The organism is Oceanispirochaeta sp. M1 (genome assembly GCF_003346715.1).
Taxonomy (GTDB): Bacteria; Spirochaetota; Spirochaetia; order DSM-2461; family DSM-2461; genus Oceanispirochaeta.
The window spans coordinates 1-25,093 of the sequence record NZ_QQPQ01000021.1 but is presented as its reverse complement, the minus strand read 5'-3'; the positions used below and the strand labels follow the sequence as shown (position 1 = coordinate 25,093).

Below are 25,093 nucleotides of genomic sequence, written 5' to 3'. Positions count from 1 at the left end.
AGTATAATACAGAGTAACTATGAACAAAGTATGAACGGAATATAAAAATTACTGACGTCTTCCGGGATCGACAGCCTAAACGGCCTTCCTGCATAACAATCTCGACTACTTTTTCCTGGCTGTGATCAAATCCTGCATCTTCAGGGCATCAGCATTTTCAGGAAACAGGGAAAGAGCCTTTGTACACCATCCCCCTGCGTCATCCCAGGCCTTCTTCTTACGCCGGGCATCCGCAAGGGTCAGATACAGATCAAAACGATCATATTCGTTTCTTATGAGAGACTCGGATGAGATTAGAATCCGGGCGGCTTCTACAGGATTTCCTCCAAATAGCGGCGGGGCATTAATCAAACCCTGGGCAGACAGCAGACGGGCAGTGAAATCATCAGGATCAAGCTCCAAAGCCAGATCGGTCATTTCCTGAATCTCGCCTCCTGTCCTGATGAGTACAGAAGTTTTCTGAAGAAGCATCCAGTGAGATTTAAGTAATGCGGTCTGAACCAGAAAAAACTGCTCACCCCCCTCAAGATACCGGGTTTCACAGAAATCAATACCCTCTGCCAGCACATCTGAAGCCAGGGATTTTTCACCCATATCAATGAGAAACAGTCCTTTTAAGAGATATATTTCAGAATATTTTCTGTAATATTCGGTGACTGAAGATCCTTCGGATGAATCATTGAGAGAATTCATGAGCCTGTCAAGTCTGGAAACTGCAGCTTCTGAGGCTCTTCCGGAGTAATGGATATCTCTTGCATCATTGATAGCAGCATGAAACTGCTCAGAGTTCTCAAGGGCCCCCGAAACAAAAAGAGGAATGAAAAACATCAGAATGATTATTAAGGATTTATTCACCTTCAGCTCCTTTGTCATAGAGAATCCCGTAAAAGGCCGGGATAAGAATCAAGGCTGTGATTGTTGAGAATATAAGACCGAATATGATAGTACTGGCCATAGGTCCCCAGACAACGGACTCTCCTCCCAGTCCCAGTGCCGTAGGCAGCAGACCTGCGATAGTAGTCAGGGAAGTCAATAAAATAGGCCTTAATCTTGTTCGGGCGGCCTCCAGAACGGCCTGAGCAACAGCCATTCCCTCATCCCGCAGCTCATTTACAAATGAGATGAGAACGATGGAATCGTTGACTGCAATTCCTGCCAGTGCCACCGCAGAATAGAGTACTGTCGTGGAAAAAGGCGTCCCTGAAATAAAGAGATAAATTACCACCCCCACAAAGGCAAAGGGCACCGTAAGGAGAATGAGAAAGGGCTGTGAATATGAGTTGAACTGGGCCCCCAGAATCAGGTAGATAAGGAATATCCCCAGAAGAAATATCCTGGCGATCTGAATAAGCAGATCATCCAGATCAGAGAATTCCCCCCCCACGGAGAGGCGCATATCAGGATATCTTCTCTCAAACTGCTGCTCATAGAGTGCCTTAATCTCCCCGTTGATATCCCGGAGCCCTGAATTGTCATAAGCATCGGCGGTTATTGTGATCTCCCTCTTACCGTCCAGACGCCTTATAGATGCAAGGGCGTTCCCCTGCTCCAGCCTGGTAAGTGAAGAGAGAGGAACCTGACTGCCCGAGGGAGAGAGAATCTTCAACTGGGAAAGCTCTTCCGCCTTCAATTCTCCTGCAGCGCTGAATCCTATGAAGATTTCAACATCCTTGTTATTCTGGAAAAAACTGCTGGCCCTGACACCGTCCAGAGACGCTCTTATGAACTGTCCGATATAGACTGCAGACATTCCATTCCTGGCTGCAGCATCGCCATCTACTACAACCCTGAGTTCGGGTGTTCCTGATTCATAATTATCCCTTATATTGTACAGTTCAGGATAAGATCCAAGCTCTTCTCTTATTACAGAGCTGACTCTTGTAAGATCTTTGTAGGAGTCCCCGAAAAGCCTATAGGAAACAGGTGATGATGTGGGAGGACCGTTGGTAGCCCGCCGGAAAATGATCTGCTCTGCTCCGGGAATATCCGATGTGAGAGATTTCAGCTCGGCCATAATCTGGATTATGCTCCTGTCACGTCCTTCACTTTTTTCAGTCAGATCAACCACAATCTGTCCCAGATTACCCTGTACAGTATTACCGGCGCTCTCTCCACGGAATCCTATAAAACTGTTGATTCCCGCAATTTCTCCATTTCCGACAAGTGGGATCAGTCTCTCTTCATACTCTTCAATAAGATCCTCTGTACTTTCAAGAGAGGAACCGGGAGGCAGATCCACATCAATATAAAAGAGGGTAAAATCTTCCGCACTGAAAAGATCCTGATTCAGGAAAGGAACAAGAGAAAATGAAGCTATACTGAAGACAAAGATGATTATTACAGAAAGTTTCTTTTTTTTGTAAATCCTTCCAAGAATTTCTGAGAAGCCATTCTGAACTTTATGAAAATAAAAGCCCTCCTCTCTATTCTTCTTTCTTTTTCTCTCCGGCCAGTCGGCATAATGAGAAGGTAGAAAAATAACAGCTTCCAGGGTTGAGACGATGAGGGCGATAGAAACTGTAAGAGGAATAATCCTGAGGAATCTCCCTATGGTTCCAGGGAGGAGCATAAGGGGAATAAAAGCAGCTACCGTTGTCGCAGTCGCTGCAAAAACAGGGAGTACAACCTGATTGGTCCCGTCAATGGCAGCCTGCCGGCGTTCCAGTCCCAACTGTTCAAGACGAAAGCTGTTCTCGATGATTACAATGGCATGATCCACTATAAGACCCAATACAAGAACAAGGGCAAAAAGGGTATTACTGTTAAAGGTCTCACCACTCAGATCCAGAATAAGAAAAGTCAGAGCAAAAGTTACGGGAATTCCCAATGCAGTCATCAGCGCATTCCGGAGTCCAACAAAGGCAAAAAGAAGAACAACCAGGAGAATCAGACCGAAGAGGGCATTATTCACCAGGATATCGATGCTGTCCCTGATCTGTATGGTTGAGTCATTCTGAATATCCAGGCTGATTCCCGGAGGTAAAGACTCTTCCCATTTGACACTCAGCTCTCTCAGCTCTTCCACTATTGCAATAGAATTCCCACGGGGAACCTTGGCAACCCGGATTGTCACGGCTGTCCTGCCGTTGAATCTTGAGCGTACACCGCGGGGATCATAGCCGTCTTTAACTTCTGCTACATCCCCCATCCGTAGAAAACCATTGCCATCGGCGGTCTGTCTGATAATTACATCTTTAAATTCTTCAACAGACCCAAGCTCACCAATAGTTCTGACAAGCATTTGACGCCGTCCATTGCTCAAAGTACCTCCAGGCACATTACTATTTCTCCCCTGTATTGCCTGAACCATCTCATTAACACTGAGTCCATAACTTTCGAGGCTTCCGGGATTAACCTCAATAAAGATTTCCCGGTCCCTGGCGCCGATAAAATCTGCAGAGGAAACATCTGAAATACGAAGGATCTGCTCCTGCAGACGTTCGGCTTCCTCTATGAGAGCGGCATAAGAAGAACCGCTTTCATCGGCTTCCTCGTTGGAGATTGAAAGAACCAGCTCAACCACAGGCAGAAAATCATTTGAAGAAAAATCATCAACAGTACTCTCCAGAGTCCCCTCTGGAAGAGAAACCTTACTAAACCTTGCCCTGACATCCTGAAAAAGCTTATCAAATTCATCCTGGGATATTCCACTGTCAAACTCAACACGTACTGATGAGACTCCCTCTGATGTGACAGATTGAATTTTATCTAGATTATCCAGTCCCTGCATTTCGTTTTCTACAGGAATAGTAATAAGTTTTTCTACATCTTCGGCAGCCACACCCGGATAGGGAACTAGAATACTAACCCAGTAAAAGGGTACTTCCGCAAACTGCTCCCTGGGCATACGGCTAAGACTGAGACCTCCAAGGATAAGTACGGTAACCATCAGGATGTTTAGAAAAACAGGGTTTTTTACCGAAAATCTTCCTATATTCACAAGCTGTCCTCCAGTAAACTGGGGATTACCGAATCTCCTGGAATAAGAGTATTCAGTCCGGTAACAATGATAAGATCTCCAGGTTCTACCATAAGATCTGTTCCCGGTATCTTTGAAATGGAGGCACGGTTTCCCAGAGACTGAGTCAATCTGACTTCAACAGCTTCCGCTGTATTATCTTTCACTCTGAAAATATAGTTCAGTCCATTTCTACTGACGATAGAGGAAGAGGGTACAATCAGCATATTTGTACCCATGTTATCGGGCTTGATCCTGACTGCGGCTGACATTCCCGATTTTACACTTCCGTTCAGCTCATTCTTCCAGCTTAGAATAACAGGGAACCCTCCAGCTGTACGGCTGCTTCCGGGAGAGACAGCGTCAACAGTCGCCTTTATATTCAGATCAGGCAGAGAGTTCAATATAATCTGAGCGTCATCTCCTTTCTTCACAAGAGGTATTTCATCCTCCCCGAGAGTAAGACGAAGTCTGAATGAGGAAGTATCAACAATATGCGTCACTGCCACTGAGGGCTGAATATAACTTCCTACGGAGATAGAAATATCACGACCACTGATATATCCATCAAAGGGTGCTTTAATACTGGTATTATCAAAAGTATCCCGGACCTGTTCCATTCGAAGCCTTGCAGATTCCAGCCTGGCCCGTCCCTGACTGAAAATCAGTTGAGAAGATCCTCCTGTCTTGAATGATTTCTCAAGAGCTTCAAATTCTATTCTGGCAGCTTCATAATCCTGTCTGGAAGATTCAAAACTGATACCAGCCATTCGGTCTTCCACTTTAAGAAGAACATCACCTTCATTTACATAATCACCTATTTCAAAGAACACCTCGGTAATAAGACCACTGGTTTCTGAAATAATATCCGCTTCTCTTATCCCCTCTATAATTCCCGAGGAATCTATTGAGGTAAAAAAGGGCTCTTCAATGGCTTTTTGAGTATATACAGGAACCGCTTCCTTCTCGCCTGTTTCACCATAAGAACTGGCCGAACTTATATCATCCTTTTTATCACTGCCGCAGGATATAATAAGTATTACAAATAATAGAATTACCGTTAGTTTAATTTTCATAGCAAAATCCTCTTCTTGAAATAATATAATGATTTATTATTCAAAACGCCAATTTTATGGATATATTTTCAAATATATATATAGAAACTATTTAGACAAGATTTCCAGGCACCCCGCTCTTCTATCACATATAATAAAAGAATGAAAAAAATATTACATGTGGATAACAGTTCGTTTGTCCGGAAGATTATCCGGAACATCGCCATAGAGAAAGGACTTCAGTTTGAAGAGGCCGAGGGAGAAAAGGCTGCTCTCGAAATTCTGAAAAGTAAAGATATCGATCTGATCATTACGGGCCTCGAACTATCGGATACCTCGGGAGAGAGTTTTATCTCAAATCTGAAAAAGTCTCCCCATGCCCGGGTCCCGATTATTGCGGTGACCTCCAACAATTCCCTCGAATCCAGAGAAGAACTTTTCGAGATGGGCGTAGTGGATTATATTCTCAAGTCCGAGCTTTCCAAGAATCGTCTGGATAAATATTTTGATATATATTTGAATGAAGACAGTTTCACACTGCAGCTGCAGGCACTGAACATCGCGGTGCTGGACGACAGCAAGGTAGCCCTTACGGCTATCAGAAGTATTTTTGAGCTCAATAACATCAGGAATGTACAGTATTTCCAGAACCCCAGGGAACTTCTGAAATCACAGGAGGAATTCTCCATATATCTGGTCGATCTTATTCTGCCTGATATTCCAGGTGAGGATGTTGTAGTTGAACTCAGAAAACGAGGCGGTGATAAGGTTATCATCGCTATATCGGGAATCAGAAGCTATAAATCCATGAGTCAGATTCTGCTGTTCGGTGCGGATGACTATATAATGAAACCCTTTGATGTGAATTTATTTCTGGCCAGAATGAAAAACTCTGTCCGTATGCTCTCCCTGATGAAAGACCTGAGAGAGACAAAGGAAGAACTCAAAAAACTGAAAGGCCTTTAGCTTAAATCAATATATCCCGGGATTATTTCTATTATTACTCCCGGGGAGCATATTTAAGGATCTGATCCTTCAGAATTTCCTCATATTTTTCCAGTTCCTTCACCACCAGTTTCTGCTGAGGTGTAACATCGGTTGAATACTTTAAATTTTCAAGAACCTTCAGAAAAGCTCCGTGATCCAGAGCACCCCGGGCCTTGGGAAAAAGGATTCTTCCCGCACAGGCGGATTTCCAGGCACTCATCTCTTGTTCATCCAGAGTATCTGGAAAATTCCTTCCTATAAAACGACGCAGCATCTCAGGGATGCGGGGATCAAAGAAGTTAAGAGTCTGGTGCTTCAGTTCCTCCGGCGGAGTCTGGTGAAGGATCTTCATTCTGATCCTGTCATCATCCCGGAAGAACCCCCCCGAGTAGATCTGCAGATCAGGATCATCCACCACAGGATAGTACTTTGACTTATCCTGATTAAATACCTCTCTGATTTTCTGCAGCAGTGTGGGATCAGTATTGAGGATCTGACTGTGTTTCAGACAGAGCTCCTTATCAATGCCGAGCCTCTGGGCAGCAGCATCATCCAAAGTAGAAAGGGGTGCCACAATGGGACATTTCCCCAGATGAAGATCCTTTAACGGGATTCGATCCAGACCCTCCTCTTCCAGCTGTTTCCGGGGAGTAAAGATTCTGTAGCGGATCTCTTCAACACTCAGTTCCATTAAGGGGGATGGATCATATCTCAGATCAAAACAGTGAATGGAGTTCCTCATCATCGGATCAACGACCAGAGGAGCAATCAGGGTAGTACAACCCAGAGGGCCTGTAAACATTCCCGATGTATGTACGACAGCCTCCCGAGTCTCCAGATTAATTATATTTTTAAGACTCTCTTTCTGTCTGTTTTCAAAGAAATAGCTGTAGAGTCGGGGCTGTTTCTCTTCCACCAGCTTAGCCATGGAAATGGTGGCATATACATCAGAGAGAGCATCGTGAGCATGTTCATGGCTGATGTTATTGGCTTCGCTGAGTTTTTCCAGCTTAAAAAGGGGTCTGCCGTCCTCATGGTGAGGCCAGTTTATACCATCGGGACGGAGGTCATGGGTAGCCCTGACAAGATCAAGAATATCCCAGCGGCTGTTGCCGTCCGCCCATTCTCTCCGATAGGGGTCCATAAAGTTGCGGTAATAGAGGTTACGGATAAACTCATCATCAAAACGGATACTGTTATACCCGGCCACACAGGTCCCGGGGCGGGAGAATTCCTTATCCACAGCTTTGATAAAATCATACTCCCTGAGCCCTTTTTCAAGGGATTCCTGAGGAGTGATTCCAGTGATCATACAAGCGTAGGGATCGGGAATATAGTCGGGAGTTATCCGGCAGTAGAGAACCACCGGATCTTCGATTATTTCAAACTGTTCATTAGTTCGGACCGCAGCAAACTGCGCCACACGGTCCCAACGGGGATTCTTACCGAAAGTTTCCAGGTCATACCATAAAAATGTCATGATCCTATGATAAGGGATTCACATGATTGGTCAAGTTGATTCGGCAAAGTACTTCAGGTTCCATATCTGGGACCGGGGATCTCCAACCAGCATGGGAGCCAGTTTTTCAAGTAACTTTTTAAAAACTCCGGTCTGCATAAAAGCCCGGGCATAAGACTCATCTTCCCAGCTTCCCACAGCCATGGCCCTGGGCGGCGCCGTCAGAAACTGCATTCTTACAAATCCCGGCTGTTTCTGACCAAGAGCCAGAATATCCTTTTCCCAGATGCTGCAGGCTTCTTCAAAAGCCTCTTCTTTAAACTCATAAATGACTGTTGCAGTATACAAATTATACTCCTTGTTACGACAAGAATGAAAAATATCCCTCTCGTGTTTTGAAAGCCGGGAACCTGAGTTCCTGAGCTTTTCACCAGAAGTATAATCCATCGAAAAATGAATTATTCATAAAACAGTCATAATTTCTCAAGAATTCCATATCCCTATACCAGAGCCCCGTCATGAGATCAATGCTCCCACCGAGATAAAGCCCAGAAGCAGAAGAATAAACCCTCCTGAGAAGATGACACCCAGTAAAGTTGCCCCCACAGGGAAGAGAAGGACTGCCACAACCACAGTCAATATGATTTTAATAAACAGACCTATTCCCGAAAAGAGAAGGCCCAGAAAGAAAAACAAAAACTTCAGAATGAAGATGCCCCCGAATATAAAAAGAAATGCCAAAAACGCTAATTCAAACATTACAAAAACTCCTTAACAATTATAAAAAACTAACCCCATGGAGACCAAAAGTGCCTAAGGGTCTATCTATAGCTAATACAAAGACCGTGCCAATTGATTTCCAGGCTTCAAAAAAGGAGTTTGAAAAGTGATCTGTGGGATTTCTACTGATATTTGGCGAATTCTGCCAGATCAGATATGAATAATATATGTACAATAAGCCCCCCCACAGGCTATTGTTGCTGTATGACATTTGAACCTACAGCACTGAAACTGACGATTCTCTTCCTGACCGCCCTTACTGCCGGATTTGTGGACTCCATAGCAGGGGGAGGAGGACTGATTACCGTTCCTGTGCTGCTGGCCGTAGGAATACCACCCCATCTGGCTCTGGGCACGAATAAAGTTCAGTCCACCTTCGGCTCCAGCACTGCGGCTATCCGCTATGCCGGGTCCGGTCTGATTATCAAAGATCAGATTTTAACAGGAGTCGTCTTCACCCTGATCGGCGCCATTCTGGGAACTCTTCTCATACAGATAATTCCGGCAGATTTCCTTGGAAAAATAATTCCCTTTATTCTCCTTGCCGTTTTTTTTTATACACTCCTTTCCCCCAATCTGGGTCATAAGGAAAGGGACGCCAGAGTAAAAAAATCTGTATTCTACACTGTTGCAGGACTGACCCTGGGGTTTTATGACGGGTTTTTCGGTCCCGGTACAGGTTCTCTATGGACCATAGCCCTGATCAGTTTTCTGGGTTATGACTTGAAGGGAGCCACAGCCACTACCAAAATTACAAATTTCACAAGCAATATTGTAGCACTGACAGTCTTTATCATAGGTGGAAAGATTCTAATTCTTCCCGGCCTTATTATGGGAGCAGGTCAGGTCTGCGGAGCCTGGGTCGGTTCTCATCTTGTGATAAACAAGGGAACCCGTTTTATCAGAATATTCTTCCTGACCGTTGTAGCCCTGACAATTCTCCGCCTATTCCAGCAGGAATACCTGGCAGGGTGAGTATGTACAGTGATGCCCATCTTCACAGCAGCCATTCTCCGTGTCCTGATATGAAGTCCTTTTCTGATGGAGGACTATATATCTCCTGTGCTGCAGGCCCTGATGACTGGCAGACTCTGTTGGACACGAAATATATTGTACCCTTTCTGGGGCTGCATCCGGAGAGGATCAATGAGAACTGGGAGCGTCTGATGCCGCAGCTGGAAAAACTCATAGAACAGAATCCTCATGCAGGGATAGGTGAATGCGGCCTGGACAAACGCTTTTACAAAACAGTTCCCAAGGCAGTTCAGGAGAAGATTCTCAGCCGGCAGATTGAAATTGCTGAGAAATACAGACGCCCTGTCGTTCTCCATCAGGTTGGAGCCTCCGGAGCACTGGCAGATTTCCTGTCAGATCTGAATCCAGGAGTACCCATGATGATCCATGGTTTTAAAGAGTCATCAGAAATTCTGAAGCGATATATAAAACTGGGAATGTATATCTCTCTGGGGCAGGGAAGCCATTGGGATCATGAGGACTTTCTGAAGACGGCCCGCTTGATCCCACGGGATAAGCTGCTTCTGGAAACCGACTGGCCCTATTGTATCCCTGCATCTGCCTCCGGAACGGGAGGGGACAGAGATCACAGACCCTCCTATTCAGACTGCCTTTCAGAGCATTACAAAAGGGTTTCCGCAAAATTTGGAATTGACATTCCCCTCCTGAGCAGGTTAGTAAAAGAGAATGGAACGCTTTTTACGCATTGACCGTCTTATCGGACGGGAGAAAAGAGAGAGTCTCGCAGAGAAGAGAGCCTGCATAGTCGGCCTCGGTGCTGTGGGAGGTTATGCCCTGGAGGCTTTGGCCCGCAGCGGAGTCGGATATTTCACTCTCGTTGATTTTGATACGGTCAATCTGACAAACATCAACAGACAGCTCCTGGCTCTGGAATCTACAATCGGAGAATCCAAAGTGGAACTTGCCAGAAGACGGATTCTGGATATTAATCCTCAATGCAAGGTATCAGCCCTGAATATATTTGCCCATGATGAGTCAATGGAGCAGATCTTCTCGGAAAAACCGGATGTATTGATAGATGCCATCGACTCCATGGCTCCTAAACTTACCCTTCTGGAATATGCGTGGAATAGGGGTATTCCCATTGTTTCATCCATGGGAGCCGCGGTGCATACTGATCCATTTTCAATAAGATGCAGCGACCTGATGAAGACTCATACCTGCCCCCTTGCCAGACAAATCCGGAAAAAACTCCGGCGCAGAGGAGTTGGAAAAGGGATCACCTGCCTCTATTCTGCTGAGACTGTGGAATATGATTATAAAGATCCGGAAGAAGAGGAGAATCCCGACAGGAATGAACAGGTACTGGACAGGGGAAGGAAACGAAAGGTGTTGGGGAGTCTGCCGACCATAACCGGCATCTTCGGCCTGCAGATAGGACATTGCGCCCTGGAGAAACTTCTGGGTGGAAGCTTTCGCTGAGTGGCCCGGCTCATTATAAAGAAGACAATTCAGCGGCGCCCCTAAAGGGCGCCGCTGATAAAATGTTCGACTATTTAAAAGATTTCAGAAGAGCAACAAGGAAATCACGAAAGGGCTCCAGTGAAGGGACATAGAGACGCTCCCCAGGAGTATGAACTGCTTCCATGCTGGGTCCCATGGAAATCATATCCATTCCCGGATACTTGTCACCGATCAGCCCGCACTCAAGTCCTGCATGAATAGCTTCTACAACAGCCTCTTTCCCGCAGCACTCTTTGTAAATACGGGTACATCTTTCAAGGAGAGCCGATGAGGGATTGGGTTTCCATGAAGGATACTTGTTCAGAGTAAAACAACTGCCTCCCGCCAACTCGGCAACTGCAATCATTCTTTCGTTCATATCTTTAAGTTCTGACATAACAGCAGATCTCTGGCTTGTCTGCAATCTGGCCTTATCGGCAGATATTTCAGCCCAGGCCAGGTTGCTGGAAGTTTCCACAAGTCCCTCAATATCTGATGACATTTTTTCAACACCATGGGGTGTCAGACGGATGGTCCTGAGAACACGCTGGGCAGAGTCTGCATTAAGAACTTTTCCAGGAGCAGAAGCTTCGATCACTGTCAGAAAAAAATCTTCTTCCACTGTACCGCATTCCCCTTTCAGCAGTGACGCCCACTCAGCAATGAGAGGCCGGATATCTCCATCTGCTGCAAACACGGCATCAGCATCACGGCAGATTGCATTGGTAGCACCGCTGCCACCGTTAATAGAGGCAAGAGAAAATCCCTTCTGAGTACTCAAACTGCTGAGAACCCTTTCAATCATTTTAAGAGCATTACCATGATTGAGGGCAATATCCATACCCGAATGACCTCCCTTGAGACCTCCCAGAGTAAGGGTGTAAAACTGTGCAGAACCAGGGGCTGCAGAATTGACGGGAACTGTGAAATCACTGTCAGCGCCACCGGCGCATCCGATTGTAAAGATACCTTCCTCTTCGGAGTCCAGGTTGATCAGGACTTTACCTTCCACAAAACCGTCTTCCAGAGCATTCGCACCTACAAGGCCTATCTCTTCATCTGAGGTAATAAGGATCTCAATGGGAGGATGCTCCGCATCTTCTGAACTCACCAGCTCCATTGCCAGAGCAATGGCGATTCCGTTATCCGCACCGATTGTGGTACCATCTCCTTTTATCCAGTCACCCTCTCTTACAAGCTTAACTGCATCTTTTGTAAAATCATGATTTGATTCGGGAACCTTCTCACAGACCATATCCGAATGTCCCTGAAGAACAATTATTGGAGCCTTCTCATATCCGGGGGTTGGGGGAACCCTGATCAGCAGGTTATCAGTTTTATCCTGCTTTACTTCGTATCCCCTCTTCTCAGCCCAGCCTCTCAGATAGGCGGTAATGGGTCCGCGGTTTCCCGACTTTCGGGGAGTTTTATTGATTTCCTCTAGAAAGGATATAATTCTATCGCTGTGATTCATTTCTTACCTCTTTTTCTTTGAATTGTGACCACTGCCAGCAGCAAAGCTGCCAGAACAGACATGACCATAATCAGCCGGTCAAATAAAAATTCAGTTCTATTATAGACTGTGGGATCACCATCATAAACAGGAACATCCACAGTTAGGACATCCTCTGTAAAGGGCTCCAGATACTCAACAATTTTACCATTGGGATCTATGAGACAGGTGAATCCGCCGTTAGTCGCCCGGACCATGGAGCGTCTGTTTTCAACGGAACGAAATACGGCCATACCTACGTGCTGTATAGAACAGGCCTGTGCAGGAGACCATGAGTCATTGGTGACATTGACCAGGACCTGTGCACCCTCTCTTATAAAATTACGGCTCAGATAACCGAATGTATCTTCAAAACAGATGAGGGGAGAAGCCTTCACTCCGTTTACATCGAAGACTGTATAATCACTTCCCTTTTCGTAGAATGTTGCTCCGTTATCCAGAATATATTCATAGAATCGGGGAAACAATTTTACATATGGAAAATGCTCACCAAAGGGAACAAGATGGATTTTATGGTATTTGTCGGCAATCTCTGATCCCTCGAACTGAAGAACCGCATTATAGGTGACCTTCTTGCCCGCCGAGAGTCTGGTATCATTATTACCAATGATAAAGGGTGTATCTGTCTTCTCAAGAAAGGTCATAAGTTTCTGGACAAGAGCCAGCCTCTCTCGATCATCCCGTCGCTTGTTATGCCACTCAATAGAGGGGACAAAAGCTGTTTCGGACCAGATAACTACATCGGGCTTATCCTCTTCCAGAGTTTTTTCCGACAGTTCAAGAAGTTTATCAAGAGCCCGGGTATAGACTTCCGTACCACTGAGCCAGGCATTTATATCGTGCTGAATCAGAGAGGTTTTCCATTTAGGGCCATCTTCATAATCTACTTTATTTATACCTGAATACAGCAGACTTCCTGCCAGAATGACAAGGTAGACAATACCGGGGATTACCAGAAAACGTGCCTTTTTCAAGACTTCGAAGGAGGCCCCCTCCTCTTTCCTGAAACGGATATACCTGGCTATCCATATTGACGGAAAGACCACAAGCATGGAAACTCCCAGGACCCCGGTGATGTCGGCAATTCCGATTACAGCGGGGTTTCTGTACTGTGTGTATCCCATAATTCCGTATGAATAGCCGAGAAATCCTCTTGTTCTGAAGATTTCAAATCCAAGCCAGAAAACCAGCTGCAGAATGTATCCCCAGCGGGAAAAAGCCCAGTCGGCCCATTTAAAGACAGGAAACCAGAAAATAAAATATATGCCATAGATAAGGGGTACTACCACAAAGGACGTTGGATTGAATTTAGCCAGCCAGAAGTTCAAAAGACTGTAGGCAAAATACCCATAAAGAGCTCCATATAACATGCTCTTTAAAAACCCGACCCGGTTGATCAGAATAAATATGGGAATCAGGGCAAACCAGGCAAGGAATGCGAATCCCCATCGGTACATAAAGTTTGGAAAGGATAGAGCAAAAAGCAAAGATCCCGAAACCAGCAGAAAAAGCTCTGTAAGCCAGGGATATTTTTTAAGAGTGTTCTCCATAAGAGTATCTCTCCTGTATTTTAAATTTATAACCGTAGACAGAAGTCCATCAAGTCAGCCCCGATTGTACCCCAGAAAATAGTATTGTGAAAGCAGAAGGGGCCCGGAGAAATCAGCCTTAAATTCAGTAGATATATTCCTTTTTAAGAGATATTTTGCATAAAAGAACCTACATGCCTATAATCACAGGACAGGAGATTGTAATGCAGCAGGGGTACATACTTACAGCAGAGAGTCTGGATAATAAGGGCAGCCACGAAATTCATCTTACCGGAACAGGTTCGGAGGGGCCCTTTTTTATCCTGATCACAGATAATAAGCCGGTTTTCTTCATTCCTGGAGATACTCAGCTCCCCTCTGATCTAAATATCTCAAAGAGAAAATCCCTCAAACTGACAAACTATTCAGGAACCCCTGTAGATGCTCTTTACTTCAATTCCATGCATCAGTTTTATGCAGGCCGGGATAAACTTACAAGTCAGGAATACCGGGTATTTGAAAGTGATGTATACCCTGCAGATCGCTATCTGATGGAGCGCTTTATTACCGGCAGAATCAGATGGGAAGGCATAGGACAGCGCATAAACGGAGGGATTCAGTATACAAATCCTGTCATAACAGCGGTGGAAGTAGATGAGAAATGGCAGCCTGAGCTCAGGATTATGTCACTGGATATTGAAACCGGCAAAGACGGCGAGATATATTCCATCGCCATGCATGGGACAGGTTATAACACTGTAATCGATGAATTCAAAAAGATACTGATCCATAGTGACCACAGTGGAAGCAAGGGAGATATGCAGTTCTGCCCGGGTGAAGCTGAAACACTGAAAGCATTTCAGACCTGGGTACAGAAGTGGGATCCCGATATAATCACCGGCTGGCATGTCATAGGATTTGATCTTGCTGTTCTGGAGAAAAGATACAGACTTCATGAGATTCCCATCCTCCTCGGCCGGGACAGCCAGCCCCTGAAAATAAAGGAGAACCGAAGCGGGTTTTTCTCCGCAGAGTGCAGAGGCAGGCAGATCATTGATGCCCTGCAGACCATGAGACAGAACTTTTATAAATTCGAGAATTTCAAGCTTGAGACAGTAGCCCAGGCGCTTCTGGGCCGTGGTAAGGATATCGGCGGAGACGGAGCTGCCAAGGTAGAGGAAATAGAGAGGCGATACAGGGAAGATCCCGAAAGTCTGGCAAAATATAATCTTGAAGACTGTATTCTTGTCAGCGATATTCTGAAAAAGACGGATCTGATCGGGCTTATTCTGGCAAGAAGAGAGATGACAGGTCTTCCCCTTGATCAGGTGAACAGAACGGTAGCCGCTTTTGACTTCTTTTACCTTCCCCGTCTTCACAGACATGGCCTTGTCGCCCCGAATACTTCAGATGTTCAGGCTGGAGAAAGTGCTGCAGGGGGCTTTGTGTTCTCAGAGGAGCCGGGGCTCTATGAACATGTCATTGTCCTGGACTTCAAGAGTCTCTACCCCTCTGTCATCAGAACATTCAACATAGACCCCCTGGCACTGATTCGAAAGGCAGACCGCAGTATCACAACACCCACAGGCCACAGTTTCTCCAGAACAGAAACAATTCTTCCTGAGTTCCTGGCGAACTGTATGGAACTGCGTCAAAGGGCAAAAGAGGAGAGGAACGATCAGCTCTCACAGGCTATCAAGATTCTAATGAATTCCTTTTATGGTGCCATGGGCACAACAGGCTGCCGCTTCTACAACCCCGACCTTCCCCGGGCCATAACAGGCACTGGTCAGTGGATTCTTAAAGAAACCGTACGCTGGCTAAGAGAGGAAGATTACAAGGTCATTTATGGTGATACAGACTCAGTATTTGTCTGCCTCAAGGATAAAGAGAAACACAATGCCCGGGAGGCTGCACAGAAACTGGCAGACAGGGTGAACCATTTTATGGAAAAAAAAGTGATGGAGGAATCCAGCGTCTTTTCCCATCTTGAAATTGAATTTGAAAAACTCTATTCACGCTTCTTTCTTCCTCCACTCAGAGGATCAGATATGGGAGCATGTAAACGCTATGCAGGCCTTCTTGATAAAAACGGACTCACAAGTCTTGAATTCACGGGGATGGAATTCGTACGCTCAGACTGGACTGAGATGGCCCGGAATTTTCAATATGAACTGTTCAGACTGTTTTTCAATAAGGAAGATGCGGCGGCCTGGATTATGGAATATATAGAAGATCTGAGAAACGGAAAGATGGATGATGAGCTGGTCTATAAAAAGGGCTTGAGTAAGGCTCCCGAAGAATACACAAAGAATGTCCCCCCCCATGTGAAAGCAGCTCTTCTCCTCCCCATCAGCGAGAGACACAAAATCAGATCTGTTGAATACATCATGACAGCCGCGGGACCTGTTCCGATACAGATGAATCCCAAGGAACCTGACTACGAACACTATATAGAGAAACAGATCCGCCCACTGGCTGATGCGGTTCTCCCCTACATGGGACTGAGCTTTGATGAACTGTGTCACGGTAAGCAGCTGGACCTGTTCTAAAACTTGCATCAACAGGGCGATTGTAAGAATATAATTCCAATCCGGCCATTTCAGGGGTATAATTATAATAAGATCCCACACCAGGAGCCGCCGGAATGGATATGTCCAGTGATCTGCAGAATGAAATTGTCCATGTTCTCCAGGAAGAGAATACCATTGTATTTATAATGAGTCATACAGGAGAGTACCTGAGTCTTCTGGGAGGCACAAACAGAGCTTTGTACTCAGATGGTTCCGTACTCATCGGGAAAAGTTACCCCGATGTTCTGATAAAGGAAAAAGCTGACTACTTTCAGTCTCTTCTTGAAAAAGTAGTCCGCACAGAGCAGGCGTTGGAAATTGAATATGAATTATCATCATCAGATTTCATTGAACAGATGACTGAAGGACCTTCATCCATCCAGAGATTCAAAGGGAATCTCTATCCTCTGGAGATTGATCCTGCAGACATTCAGCACAAAGTTGTCTGGGTAGTACACAATATTACTGATAAAAAAAATAAACCGAAAAGAATACCTGACTAATCCATAGTCCTGTTCTTCCAGACAATCCCCTCACCGAACTTGAACTTAAATGTAAAATACAGAGCCATGGCCAGTACATTCAGATATTGGAAAGGATAAAGAAAAACACTGAAGATAGGCAATTTTCTGTCTATTACATTGAGTAACCACATCAGAAAGAAAATCACCACAGAAAAGACTATAGCCAGAGAAACCTTACCCTCAGAAAGATCCATAATCAGCCTGAATACAGGGTAATCTATAAAAAGCAGAACAAGTATAATTATCCCTATGAGAAGAAATATATTTCGTCCGACAGCATTATAAACATTCTTTCCAATACCCCGGAATGATTCTGCAAAGCTTTTATACATCTGACAGGCCACATGAGGCTGGGCATCAAGAAATTTCGTCTTATATCCCCTCTGCTTCACGGTCTTACCAAAAGCGACATCCTCAGTTATTTCATGTTTTACGGCTTCAAAACCGTCAATCTCTTTAAATACATCAGCCTTAACAAAAAAATACTGTCCCAGACAGAAAGATGCCTGTTTCCACTTTATGTAATCAATGGCGGGCAGGGGCATAATGATGGTGGTCATGATGTACATAGCCGAAACATTCATAACTTCACCGAAGGTTCCAATCAGCTCCCTGGGGTATGCTGAAACAAGGTCGGCCTTATGGTAGAGGGCATTGGTCATACAGAATGAAAGACTTGTTCTGCTGTGAATTGTATCTGCATCGGAAAACAGATAGTAATCCCCCGTGGCATATTGGCTGAGCTGCTGCAGAGCATATGGCTTGCCGAACCAGCCTTTTTTCAGAGGAGCCCCATTATAGATTCTCAGCCGGGGATATTCCCTGGCCATCTCATCAAGGATTTCTCCTGTACTGTCAGTGGAATTATCATTCATTACAAGAATTTCATAATTTTCATAATCCTGATCCAGAAGATATTCCAGGCAGGATCTGATATTTTCCTCTTCATTTCTGGCAGGAACCATCACGGAAATTTTAGGACCTTTTTTTACAGAAGGGTTTTTTGACTGATATCGCAGATAAAGAATATTAATAATGGTGTTAAGTAAAAAATAAGAACTTACAACGAGGATAATGATGTGAACAATATCTATGAAAAGCATATATCCCTCTTATCGGTTTTGAGCTTATACAGCCTGAGAAATTCTGTATTTCCCAGCCTATCCATCATATTATAGACGATTAATAAAAAATACCGCCCCTTTAGAGTTTATATAAAGAATAAGACAAGGCAGGAGACAAAAAGTATCACAAAAAAAATATTTGAAGAAATTCAGGGAGAGGAAAAACCGTATGGGCGTAAAAAAACCCCGCTTCATTGTCCCGGGGTTACTTATATCATCCGGCTTTATATTGGAATCTTAATGATCGCTCTCTGACCGGTTGAACTATCTTTACTTATCTATAGTATAGATCGGTCTTTGTGTGAATTCAGTTTAATTAATATCTTTATTTCATGAATTTACCTGAATTTATGTGAATTCCCTTTGCTCATAACCCTTTTTTGAGGAAAAACGCAATTTCTGAACTTGAAGGAGGACATCCGGGGACATTTGAAATACAGCCGCTCAGACAGTTACCGATCCCCATTCCGTCGGTCTGGACCCCCTTGAATCCCTGTCCGATCTTAACTGTTTCAGGCAGGGCACTTCCCTCTTCCTCAAGGACCTTCAACGCCTGCATTAATGATGCATAACAGGCACTGCATGCTCCTTTCTCATGAACATGACCTGCTAATTGTCTTGAAAGCGAGGACTGCTGAAGACTGCTGAACCCTTCTCCCTTATTCAGAGGCAGCAGAGTATCTTTACCCACATGGGGAATCCCCGCACCCAGAGCCGCCCCTTTGCTGATATAGGGAACATCATCTATGGTAAGACCCAGAAGAGTACAGGCATAACTGTCCATCAGAACAGGATCAAGAGCTGCCATAAACAAATTCATTGTCTGGGGATTGCCCCCTTCCTCAAAATCTGGATCTCCCTTTAATGCATCCACTAAGATAAGATCAGCCTTCAGTATCTCATTAAGATCGGCAATGGGCTGAAACAGACCTTCACTGTGATAACGCCTTTTCTCACTGTCGGGAATGCATCCCTTCAGATTTTTCATTGCACAAGTCATAGCGGTCTGACAATGTCCCTTAAGAACAGGCAGGTTGATAAGGCGGTCCAGATTCAACACGGACTCACAAATTCTGTAATCACCGTTTGTTGCCTCACAGCTGATAGAAGAATCCTTCTGCAGATCCACCAGAGGAACAGAGTATTTTTTTGACAGGTCGGTATAACCACAGATCTTGAAGGCACGCTCGGTACGGTCACCTACCCAGGAGCCTTCCAGAATACTTATATTGCTGAAATTCTGTTCCCTCAGGAATGTGATGATCCCTGCACAAAATTCAGGATGAGTCGTAGCCCCGGAAGAAGCTGTCTTTGAAACCACCAGATTCGGTTTCAGGCCGATATGCTCAGTTTCCCCCCAGTTTTTCCAGACTTCAGAGGCCTCCATTAATGCCTTCCCGGCCTCAAATGGATCAGTTCCATACCAGCAGAGAATCTGTTCTTCCGTCATAAATAACTCCTGATTTAACTTAAAAATCCATTATAACATATATTCAGAAGAGCAGAACATACGGGTAAATAGGAAATATATCAGCACAGACATGAGGAGTTCTTGACCAGAGTCTGATTTCTCCCATAATTAGGACCATGGAATTACTCTCACCTGCAGGAAATGTAGAAAAACTTAAATACGCATATCAGTATGGCGCCGATGCCGCCTATATCGGACTTCACAGCTTCTCATTAAGAGCAAAAGCTGATAATTTCGGCAAAGATGAAGCCGCTGAAATTGCCCGGATCAAAGGGGACAAGAAGCTCTTTTGTGCCCTGAACATTTACTTTCACAATCAGGACCTGGATCGTCTGGATGCTTCACTGGATCAGTTCGAAGCCTACCCTTTCGACGCCTTTATCATAAGTGACCTCGGAATAGTCAGGACAATGCAGAAGCGCTTTCCCGGCAGGGATCTCCATCTGAGTACTCAGGCAAACGCCCTGAACAGCGATGCTGTAAAACTCTACCGTGATCTTGGTTTTAAAAGAGTCATACTCGGGAGAGAGTGTTCTCTGAAGGACATTGCCCGCATAAGACGGGATGTTCCGGACATCGAAATTGAAACTTTTGTCCACGGTGCCATGTGCCTGGCCTATTCCGGCCGCTGTTTCCTGAGTAAAGAGATGATTAACCGCTCTGCCAATGACGGAAGCTGTGCTCATTCCTGCCGTTGGGATTACCGCCCTCTGGAAGGTCCGGCGAATACAGAAATGGTACTTGAAGAAGCTGAACGCCCCGGAGAATACTACCCTATTTTCGAAGGTGACGGTTTTACTTCCATTCTCTCCAGCAAGGATATCTGTATGATCGATTACATCCAGGATCTCAAGGATGCGGGTGTGGATTCTCTTAAGATTGAGGGGCGCATGAAGTCCATCTATTATACGGCCATCGTCACACGGGCCTACCGCAAGAAGATAGATTCACTGGAAGGAAAGTCTGTTTCCAATCTGGAAGGATACAGGGAAGAGCTTTTGAAGGTGAGCCATAGAGAATTTTCTACAGGTTTTTACTTCGGAAAAGATGATATTGAACAGCCCACAGGAAAGATGGAAACATCTCCCTATCAATTTCTTGGCTCCATCGGCAAAGAAACTGCCCCGGGAGAATATGACCTGGACGTAAAAAATCAGATTCTCAGCAGTCAGGAAATTGAATACATAGGACCAGACCTGCTTTACCAGGCAGACAGCGGCTTTAAACTGAAAGACCCCGAAGGGAATATCATTGAGAAAATTGACCACGGCAAGGCATGCACAATCATTCCCGGAGCAGAGGTAAAAGAGGGATATATTCTCAGACGGAATATTCAAAAATAGAATCCTCGGATCCCATGAAATGCTGAAATATTAAAACTCTGAAGCTAAATTTAATTTGCCTCTACAAGAACAGTGGATTACGATTAGAGCTGAATGGTAAGAGAATGACAAGCAAAGGTTATAAATTCTACAGACTCTTTTTCAAACTCAGAAATCTGATGATCCTAAAGGATGATCAAGCCAGAGCTGCGTCCCTTCAATATTGGCAGCAGTTTATCTTTATCAACCTGATGATCACTATATATACATTGGCTCTGCCTGCCGTGGTAGCGGGGACTTATCAGTTTTATATAGAAGGTATGATTTTCCCCTCATTGATCCTCCCCTTCTTTTATATTTTCTTTATATTAATGGGGCTTCTCCGCAGGATTCCATACAAGGTCAGACAGGGGCTTGTCAGCTGGGGATTTTATATCGTCAGTATTGCCTTACTCCTGACAACAGGTCCAAGGGGGGCCGGTCAGTTTTATATATCTCTTTCCATTGTACTATTACTGGTCTTTTCCAGCAGTCATAAGTCATGGCATGTAGTCATTATAAATACTATTGTATTTCTGGGATTGAGTGCTCTGTTCTATTTTGCAAAAGACAGTAATCTTCTGTTCCTGGAATTCGGAGCTTACTGGTGGATTATCGTCACAAATGCACTTTGTGTCAGTCTCATAATATCCATGACAATCCGTCTTATCCTGAAAGGAATGGACCGCCGTTACACAAAATCCCAACTGTTCAATAAACAGCTCATCATTGCGCATCAGGAAAACATGAGACAGATAAAGGTTCAGGAACAACTGAGACAAAGCGGCATGGTCATGATGGACAGCCGTCTGGATTTTGAAGAAAGGCTTCACATTGTCCTTAGATCTCTTGAGAAAGAACTTCAATGTACTACGGTCTGCCTGTCTCTGGCAGAGGGAGATAAATCCGAAGCGGTCTGTATCGCCGCCCTGCCTGATGGGATTAATAATCAGAGAGTGAACATCCCCGATTTTTCCGGTTCTTATCTGGAATATGATTATGAAGGAATAAGAAGTCTCGAAGACAAAACTCCCCTTATGCTCCATACAGAAGCAGAGGAATACTATTATGGATGCCGCTTCTATACATCGGAAACGAAAGGCTACCTTGAGCTTTTAATGCCTGGAAAGGCCGATCAGACCTCTCTGAATTATCTGCAGTTAAGCCTCTTTCAGTTAGGCAGTGCCCTGACCAATGAGCAGCTCATACGAAGCATAAAAAAGAGCCGGGACATTCTCGAATTCTCCTATGATGAAATTCTTCAGGCCTGGGCCCGGATACTGGAACTCAGAGATATTGAAACCCAGGGGCACAGCCGCAGGGTCGTCAGCATCAGTCTGAATATTGCCCTGAAAGTCAATCTTCCGGAAGACGAACAGATACAGCTGAAACGGGGGGCCTTCCTCCACGACATAGGCAAGCTGGGGATACCGGACAGAATACTCAAAAAAGAGGGACCTCTAAATGATGATGAATGGACACTCATGAGACGCCATCCGGAAATTGGAAGAGACTCGGTTATAAATATCCCTTTCCTCAAACCTGCAGTTCCGGTTATTTACCATCACCATGAACGCTGGGACGGCACAGGATATCCTTCAGGTCTTAAGGGTGAAGATATCCCCCTTGCTGCCAGGATTTTCATACTAGCCGATGTGTATGATGCTCTAATTTCAGACAGACCCTACAGAAAGGCCATGGAGAAAGAGGAGATCGTCAATTATATGAAATCCGAACGAGGGACCTATTTTGATCCTGATCTATTGGATATTTTTCTGGCGGATCTGGATAATCTCACCTACTACAGGGAACTGGGAGATTTCCTGAAGGCCTGAGAATTCAGCAGAGAGCTGATTGACATTTAATTAGGCCTGTGGTAATTTACTCAGGCATTAAAAACGGGCTGTAGCGCAGGGGTTTAGCGTACGTGTCTGGGGGACACGGGGTCGGCGGTTCAAATCCGCCCAGCCCGATAGTTTTTAATAGACTGAATCGATTTATCGGTTCAGTCTTTTTTTTTATAATTACTTATTTCATTATTTATTATAATAGAATTAAACAGACCTCACGGCATGGAAAAATTAGAAAAATACACAAATCTTAAGCATGCCTTCTATATTAAAGATGTAATTGTAAGCAAAAACCACAATATAGAATCTTATTCTTAATAACTATATGTCAGGACTACTGGAGGGAATATGAGTGACCATTTATTTATCCTAATATCACTATTTCTCATAGCACTCTCTATTTCAGTAATAATTCAAGCTTCTAATCAACATAAAAAAAAGCTTGATCTAGCGAACAATAAAAAGGATCAAGATAGATCATTGGTTTTCCTCAGTACAAGGCCGCAGAACTTCAGCGATTAAGGGTTTCTACATACCCAGGAAGACAAGGTGCACGCATGAAAACAAGAGTCGTGAGTATTGATGCTTCACTACCAAGAAATACAAGCACTGTCTACTTCTACGGAAGTAGACAGATATTTTAAGAAGCCGTGTGATAAAGGTGGATCTTACTTAAATCCTCATGTTTCTCTTCTTCTTGAGTTTCTAAATCATATCGAGTCTGCATATTCATCCAAAATCCAGCAGAGTTCCCGAAGAATCGAGAAAACCTTAATGCTGTATCAGCAGTGATCTTCCTGGACCCTTTAATAATACTCGCAATCCTCGGAGGATCAACGAAGATAGCTTTTGCCAAGGCATAAGATGTTATTCCCAGAGGATCAAGGAATTCTTCCTTCAGGACTTCTCCTGGTGTTGATAATTCAATTAAATCATGAGCCATGGGACACCTCCTTAGTGATAGTCTGCAATCTCAACATCAAAAGCATTTCCATCAACCCATTGGAAACAAACTCTCCATTGAGCATTAATCCTAATACTATGCGGCCCTTCCCTATTACCTTTTAGAGCTTCAAGGCGGTTTCCTGGTGGAACACGTAAATCGTTAATATCTACGGCATCTTCAAGGAAACCAAGCTTTCTTCTGGCAACCTTAAAAATATCACTAGGGAATCCTTTCACCCGTGTCCGGTTCCAGACACTTTCTGTCTGATCATCGTGGAAGCTTTTGATCATACCTAATGTTAGTGCATTACACTAATAGTGTCAAACACCCATACTACTGACAACCGGCCTTCTGTCTATTTGGCAGGGATTCCAATTCTGTTAATTGGAAATAAACGAAAGAACACAAATCCTTCTATTCTTGATTCATGAACTGTTGTTGGATTTAATAGTGACTTGTAAACAAAAGCCTGTTCCTGATCATTTATAAAGAAACGATCTTGCGAATGTAACCCATGGCGAAGATCTTTAGAATTATATCGGTTATCACCCATTAAGAAGTAATGATCCTCTTCTATCAGATCATTCTCTGGAAATTGGATATTCCGGTGAAAACTGCCACCCATTCCGGTTTTATCCTGCCACCTAAGTCGCTTTTTTCAACCGCTGGTTTCATCTAATCCCGGGTGGCAGGTTTGAGTCAAGTTTTTTTATACATTTTCTTCCTTACAGACTCTCCCTGAAGCTCTATTCTGATAGAACTGTGAACAATACGGTCCATGATTGCATCAGCAATTGTTGAATCCCCTATAAGGCTGTGCCAGGATGATACCGGAAGCTGGGATAGAAAGATTGTAGACTTCCTTCCATGCCGATCTTCAAGTATATCCAGTAGTGCCAGCCGCCCCTGATTTTCAAAAGGAGAGAGTCCAAAGTCTTCAAGAATCAGTAGATCTGATTTATAGATTTTTGAGAGTACTTTCAGATATGTTCCATCATGTTTTGCATCCTTCAACTTTCCCAATAAACGACCTGTTAATTGATAAAAGACACTGTATCCTGCATCACAAGCCTGGTGGCCCAAAGCACTGCCGACATAACTTTTCCCCACACCAGTGGGCCCTGTAATCAGAATGTCTTTTCCATCCCTGATCCATGCACTGTCTGACAAACGGAGCATAAGATTCTTATCCAGATTCCGATTCAGAGAGAAGTCCAATTCACTGATACTTGCCTGGTACCTGAACCCGGCAGCCTTGGTTAATCTGGCTCGTTTTCGTTCACTCCTGTCTCCCCACTCAGAGTCGATGAGGTGAGTCAGAAGCTCATCTATTGTGTACTTTTCATTCATCCCTGTTTCAAGTAGAGTCTGGAAAGCATGGGCCATTCCATGAAGTCTCATCTCCTTCATTTTATCGATAGTAACCTGATTGTTATTCATACTAAACCTCCTATATGTAGTACTGTTTCCCTCTGATATTTTCAT

Annotated in this window: 22 protein-coding genes and 1 tRNA gene; 9 read left to right on the top strand and 14 right to left on the bottom strand. The window is 44.4% G+C overall.

The genetic code is table 11. The features are described 5' to 3' along the window. Positions 1-105 precede the first annotated feature (105 nt). The 3 genes from DV872_RS15380 to DV872_RS15370 are packed head-to-tail and all read right to left on the bottom strand — an operon-like array spanning position 106 to position 5,034. Entirely contained in the window at positions 106-855 is a 750-nt protein-coding gene (locus DV872_RS15380) for a M48 family metallopeptidase (protein WP_114630839.1), read from the bottom strand. Then, positions 848-3,940, bottom strand: a complete 3,093-nt coding sequence (locus tag DV872_RS15375; protein WP_114630838.1) for an efflux RND transporter permease subunit — start codon at positions 3,938-3,940, stop codon at positions 848-850. The genes DV872_RS15380 and DV872_RS15375 overlap by 8 nt, the downstream gene beginning before the upstream one ends. Further along, positions 3,937-5,034, bottom strand: a complete 1,098-nt coding sequence (locus DV872_RS15370) for an efflux RND transporter periplasmic adaptor subunit (protein WP_114630837.1) — start codon at positions 5,032-5,034, stop codon at positions 3,937-3,939. The genes DV872_RS15375 and DV872_RS15370 overlap by 4 nt, the downstream gene beginning before the upstream one ends. 141 nt (positions 5,035-5,175) lie before the next feature. Here DV872_RS15370 and DV872_RS15365 point away from each other — a divergent pair, with 141 nt between their 5' ends. Continuing rightward, positions 5,176-5,979, top strand: coding sequence for a response regulator (locus DV872_RS15365; protein WP_114630836.1), 804 nt, complete (start codon positions 5,176-5,178; stop codon positions 5,977-5,979). Positions 5,980-6,013: 34 nt separating this feature from the next. On the opposite strand, the gene sbcB is transcribed toward DV872_RS15365, so the two are convergent. The 3 genes from sbcB to DV872_RS15350 form a co-directional block, all read right to left on the bottom strand. Continuing rightward, entirely contained in the window at positions 6,014-7,480 is a 1,467-nt protein-coding gene (sbcB, locus tag DV872_RS15360; RefSeq protein WP_114630835.1) for an exodeoxyribonuclease I, read from the bottom strand. A 30-nt stretch (positions 7,481-7,510) separates the two neighbouring features. Beyond that, complete coding sequence (locus DV872_RS15355) at positions 7,511-7,807, bottom strand: hypothetical protein (protein ID WP_114630834.1); 297 nt, start codon at positions 7,805-7,807, stop codon at positions 7,511-7,513. A 168-nt stretch (positions 7,808-7,975) separates the two neighbouring features. Then, positions 7,976-8,218, bottom strand: a complete 243-nt coding sequence (locus DV872_RS15350; RefSeq protein WP_114630833.1) for a hypothetical protein — start codon at positions 8,216-8,218, stop codon at positions 7,976-7,978. Positions 8,219-8,443: 225 nt separating this feature from the next. Between DV872_RS15350 and DV872_RS15345 the strand changes: the two genes are divergently transcribed. The 3 genes from DV872_RS15345 to DV872_RS15335 are packed head-to-tail and all read left to right on the top strand — an operon-like array spanning position 8,444 to position 10,696. Next, positions 8,444-9,214 (top strand): TSUP family transporter, encoded by a 771-nt coding sequence (locus tag DV872_RS15345; protein ID WP_114630899.1) that lies wholly within the window; start codon positions 8,444-8,446, stop codon positions 9,212-9,214. 2 nt (positions 9,215-9,216) lie between these two features. Then, entirely contained in the window at positions 9,217-9,963 is a 747-nt protein-coding gene (locus DV872_RS15340; RefSeq protein ID WP_114630832.1) for a TatD family hydrolase, read from the top strand. Then, a complete protein-coding gene (locus DV872_RS15335) occupies positions 9,941-10,696 on the top strand; it encodes a ThiF family adenylyltransferase (protein WP_114630831.1) in 756 nt (251 codons plus the stop codon). The genes DV872_RS15340 and DV872_RS15335 overlap by 23 nt, the downstream gene beginning before the upstream one ends. A gap of 70 nt (positions 10,697-10,766) precedes the next feature. Here DV872_RS15335 and pepD read toward each other — a convergent pair whose 3' ends face one another. After that, positions 10,767-12,191: a beta-Ala-His dipeptidase gene (gene pepD, locus DV872_RS15330; protein ID WP_114630830.1), complete on the bottom strand. Its 1,425-nt coding sequence runs from the start codon at positions 12,189-12,191 to the stop codon at positions 10,767-10,769. Then, positions 12,188-13,780 carry an apolipoprotein N-acyltransferase gene (lnt, locus tag DV872_RS15325; protein WP_114630829.1) on the bottom strand — a complete coding sequence of 531 codons (1,593 nt, stop codon included), beginning with the start codon at positions 13,778-13,780 and terminating at the stop codon, positions 12,188-12,190. Before lnt ends, pepD begins: the two co-directional genes overlap by 4 nt. Positions 13,781-13,983: 203 nt before the next feature. Between lnt and DV872_RS15320 the strand changes: the two genes are divergently transcribed. Beyond that, positions 13,984-16,311 (top strand): DNA polymerase II, encoded by a 2,328-nt coding sequence (locus DV872_RS15320; protein WP_158546997.1) that lies wholly within the window; start codon positions 13,984-13,986, stop codon positions 16,309-16,311. A gap of 95 nt (positions 16,312-16,406) precedes the next feature. After that, positions 16,407-16,835 (top strand): hypothetical protein, encoded by a 429-nt coding sequence (locus tag DV872_RS15315; RefSeq protein ID WP_114630827.1) that lies wholly within the window; start codon positions 16,407-16,409, stop codon positions 16,833-16,835. Here DV872_RS15315 and DV872_RS15310 read toward each other — a convergent pair. Together DV872_RS15310 and DV872_RS15305 are read right to left on the bottom strand one after the other, a co-directional pair. Further along, positions 16,832-17,959: a glycosyltransferase family 2 protein gene (locus DV872_RS15310; protein ID WP_114630826.1), complete on the bottom strand. Its 1,128-nt coding sequence runs from the start codon at positions 17,957-17,959 to the stop codon at positions 16,832-16,834. The genes DV872_RS15315 and DV872_RS15310 overlap by 4 nt on opposite strands. Positions 17,960-18,347: 388 nt before the next feature. After that, entirely contained in the window at positions 18,348-19,430 is a 1,083-nt protein-coding gene (locus tag DV872_RS15305) for a DUF362 domain-containing protein (protein ID WP_114630825.1), read from the bottom strand. A gap of 137 nt (positions 19,431-19,567) precedes the next feature. Between DV872_RS15305 and DV872_RS15300 the strand changes: the two genes are divergently transcribed. The 3 genes from DV872_RS15300 to DV872_RS15290 all read left to right on the top strand — a co-directional run bounded on the left by DV872_RS15300 (position 19,568) and on the right by DV872_RS15290 (position 22,785). Continuing rightward, positions 19,568-20,794, top strand: a complete 1,227-nt coding sequence (locus DV872_RS15300) for a U32 family peptidase (RefSeq protein ID WP_114630824.1) — start codon at positions 19,568-19,570, stop codon at positions 20,792-20,794. A gap of 104 nt (positions 20,795-20,898) precedes the next feature. Next, positions 20,899-22,647 (top strand): HD-GYP domain-containing protein, encoded by a 1,749-nt coding sequence (locus DV872_RS15295; RefSeq protein ID WP_114630823.1) that lies wholly within the window; start codon positions 20,899-20,901, stop codon positions 22,645-22,647. A gap of 64 nt (positions 22,648-22,711) precedes the next feature. Then, a tRNA-Pro gene (locus DV872_RS15290) sits at positions 22,712-22,785 on the top strand. Between the two features lie 517 nt (positions 22,786-23,302). Here the strand turns inward: DV872_RS15290 and DV872_RS15285 are convergent. The 4 genes from DV872_RS15285 to istB all read right to left on the bottom strand — a co-directional run bounded on the left by DV872_RS15285 (position 23,303) and on the right by istB (position 25,048). Continuing rightward, on the bottom strand, positions 23,303-23,605 hold the full coding sequence (locus tag DV872_RS15285; protein ID WP_114630822.1) for a HigA family addiction module antitoxin: 303 nt from the start codon (positions 23,603-23,605) through the stop codon (positions 23,303-23,305). Between the two features lie 11 nt (positions 23,606-23,616). Then, complete coding sequence (locus DV872_RS15280; protein WP_114630821.1) at positions 23,617-23,898, bottom strand: type II toxin-antitoxin system RelE/ParE family toxin; 282 nt, start codon at positions 23,896-23,898, stop codon at positions 23,617-23,619. A gap of 65 nt (positions 23,899-23,963) precedes the next feature. Then, positions 23,964-24,233, bottom strand: a complete 270-nt coding sequence (locus tag DV872_RS26995; protein ID WP_114630820.1) for a S26 family signal peptidase — start codon at positions 24,231-24,233, stop codon at positions 23,964-23,966. Between the two features lie 74 nt (positions 24,234-24,307). Further along, the gene (gene istB, locus DV872_RS15270) at positions 24,308-25,048 is read right to left on the bottom strand and encodes an IS21-like element helper ATPase IstB (RefSeq protein ID WP_114630898.1); all 741 of its coding nucleotides are present in this window, start codon (positions 25,046-25,048) and stop codon (positions 24,308-24,310) included. Positions 25,049-25,093: the final 45 nt, after the last annotated feature.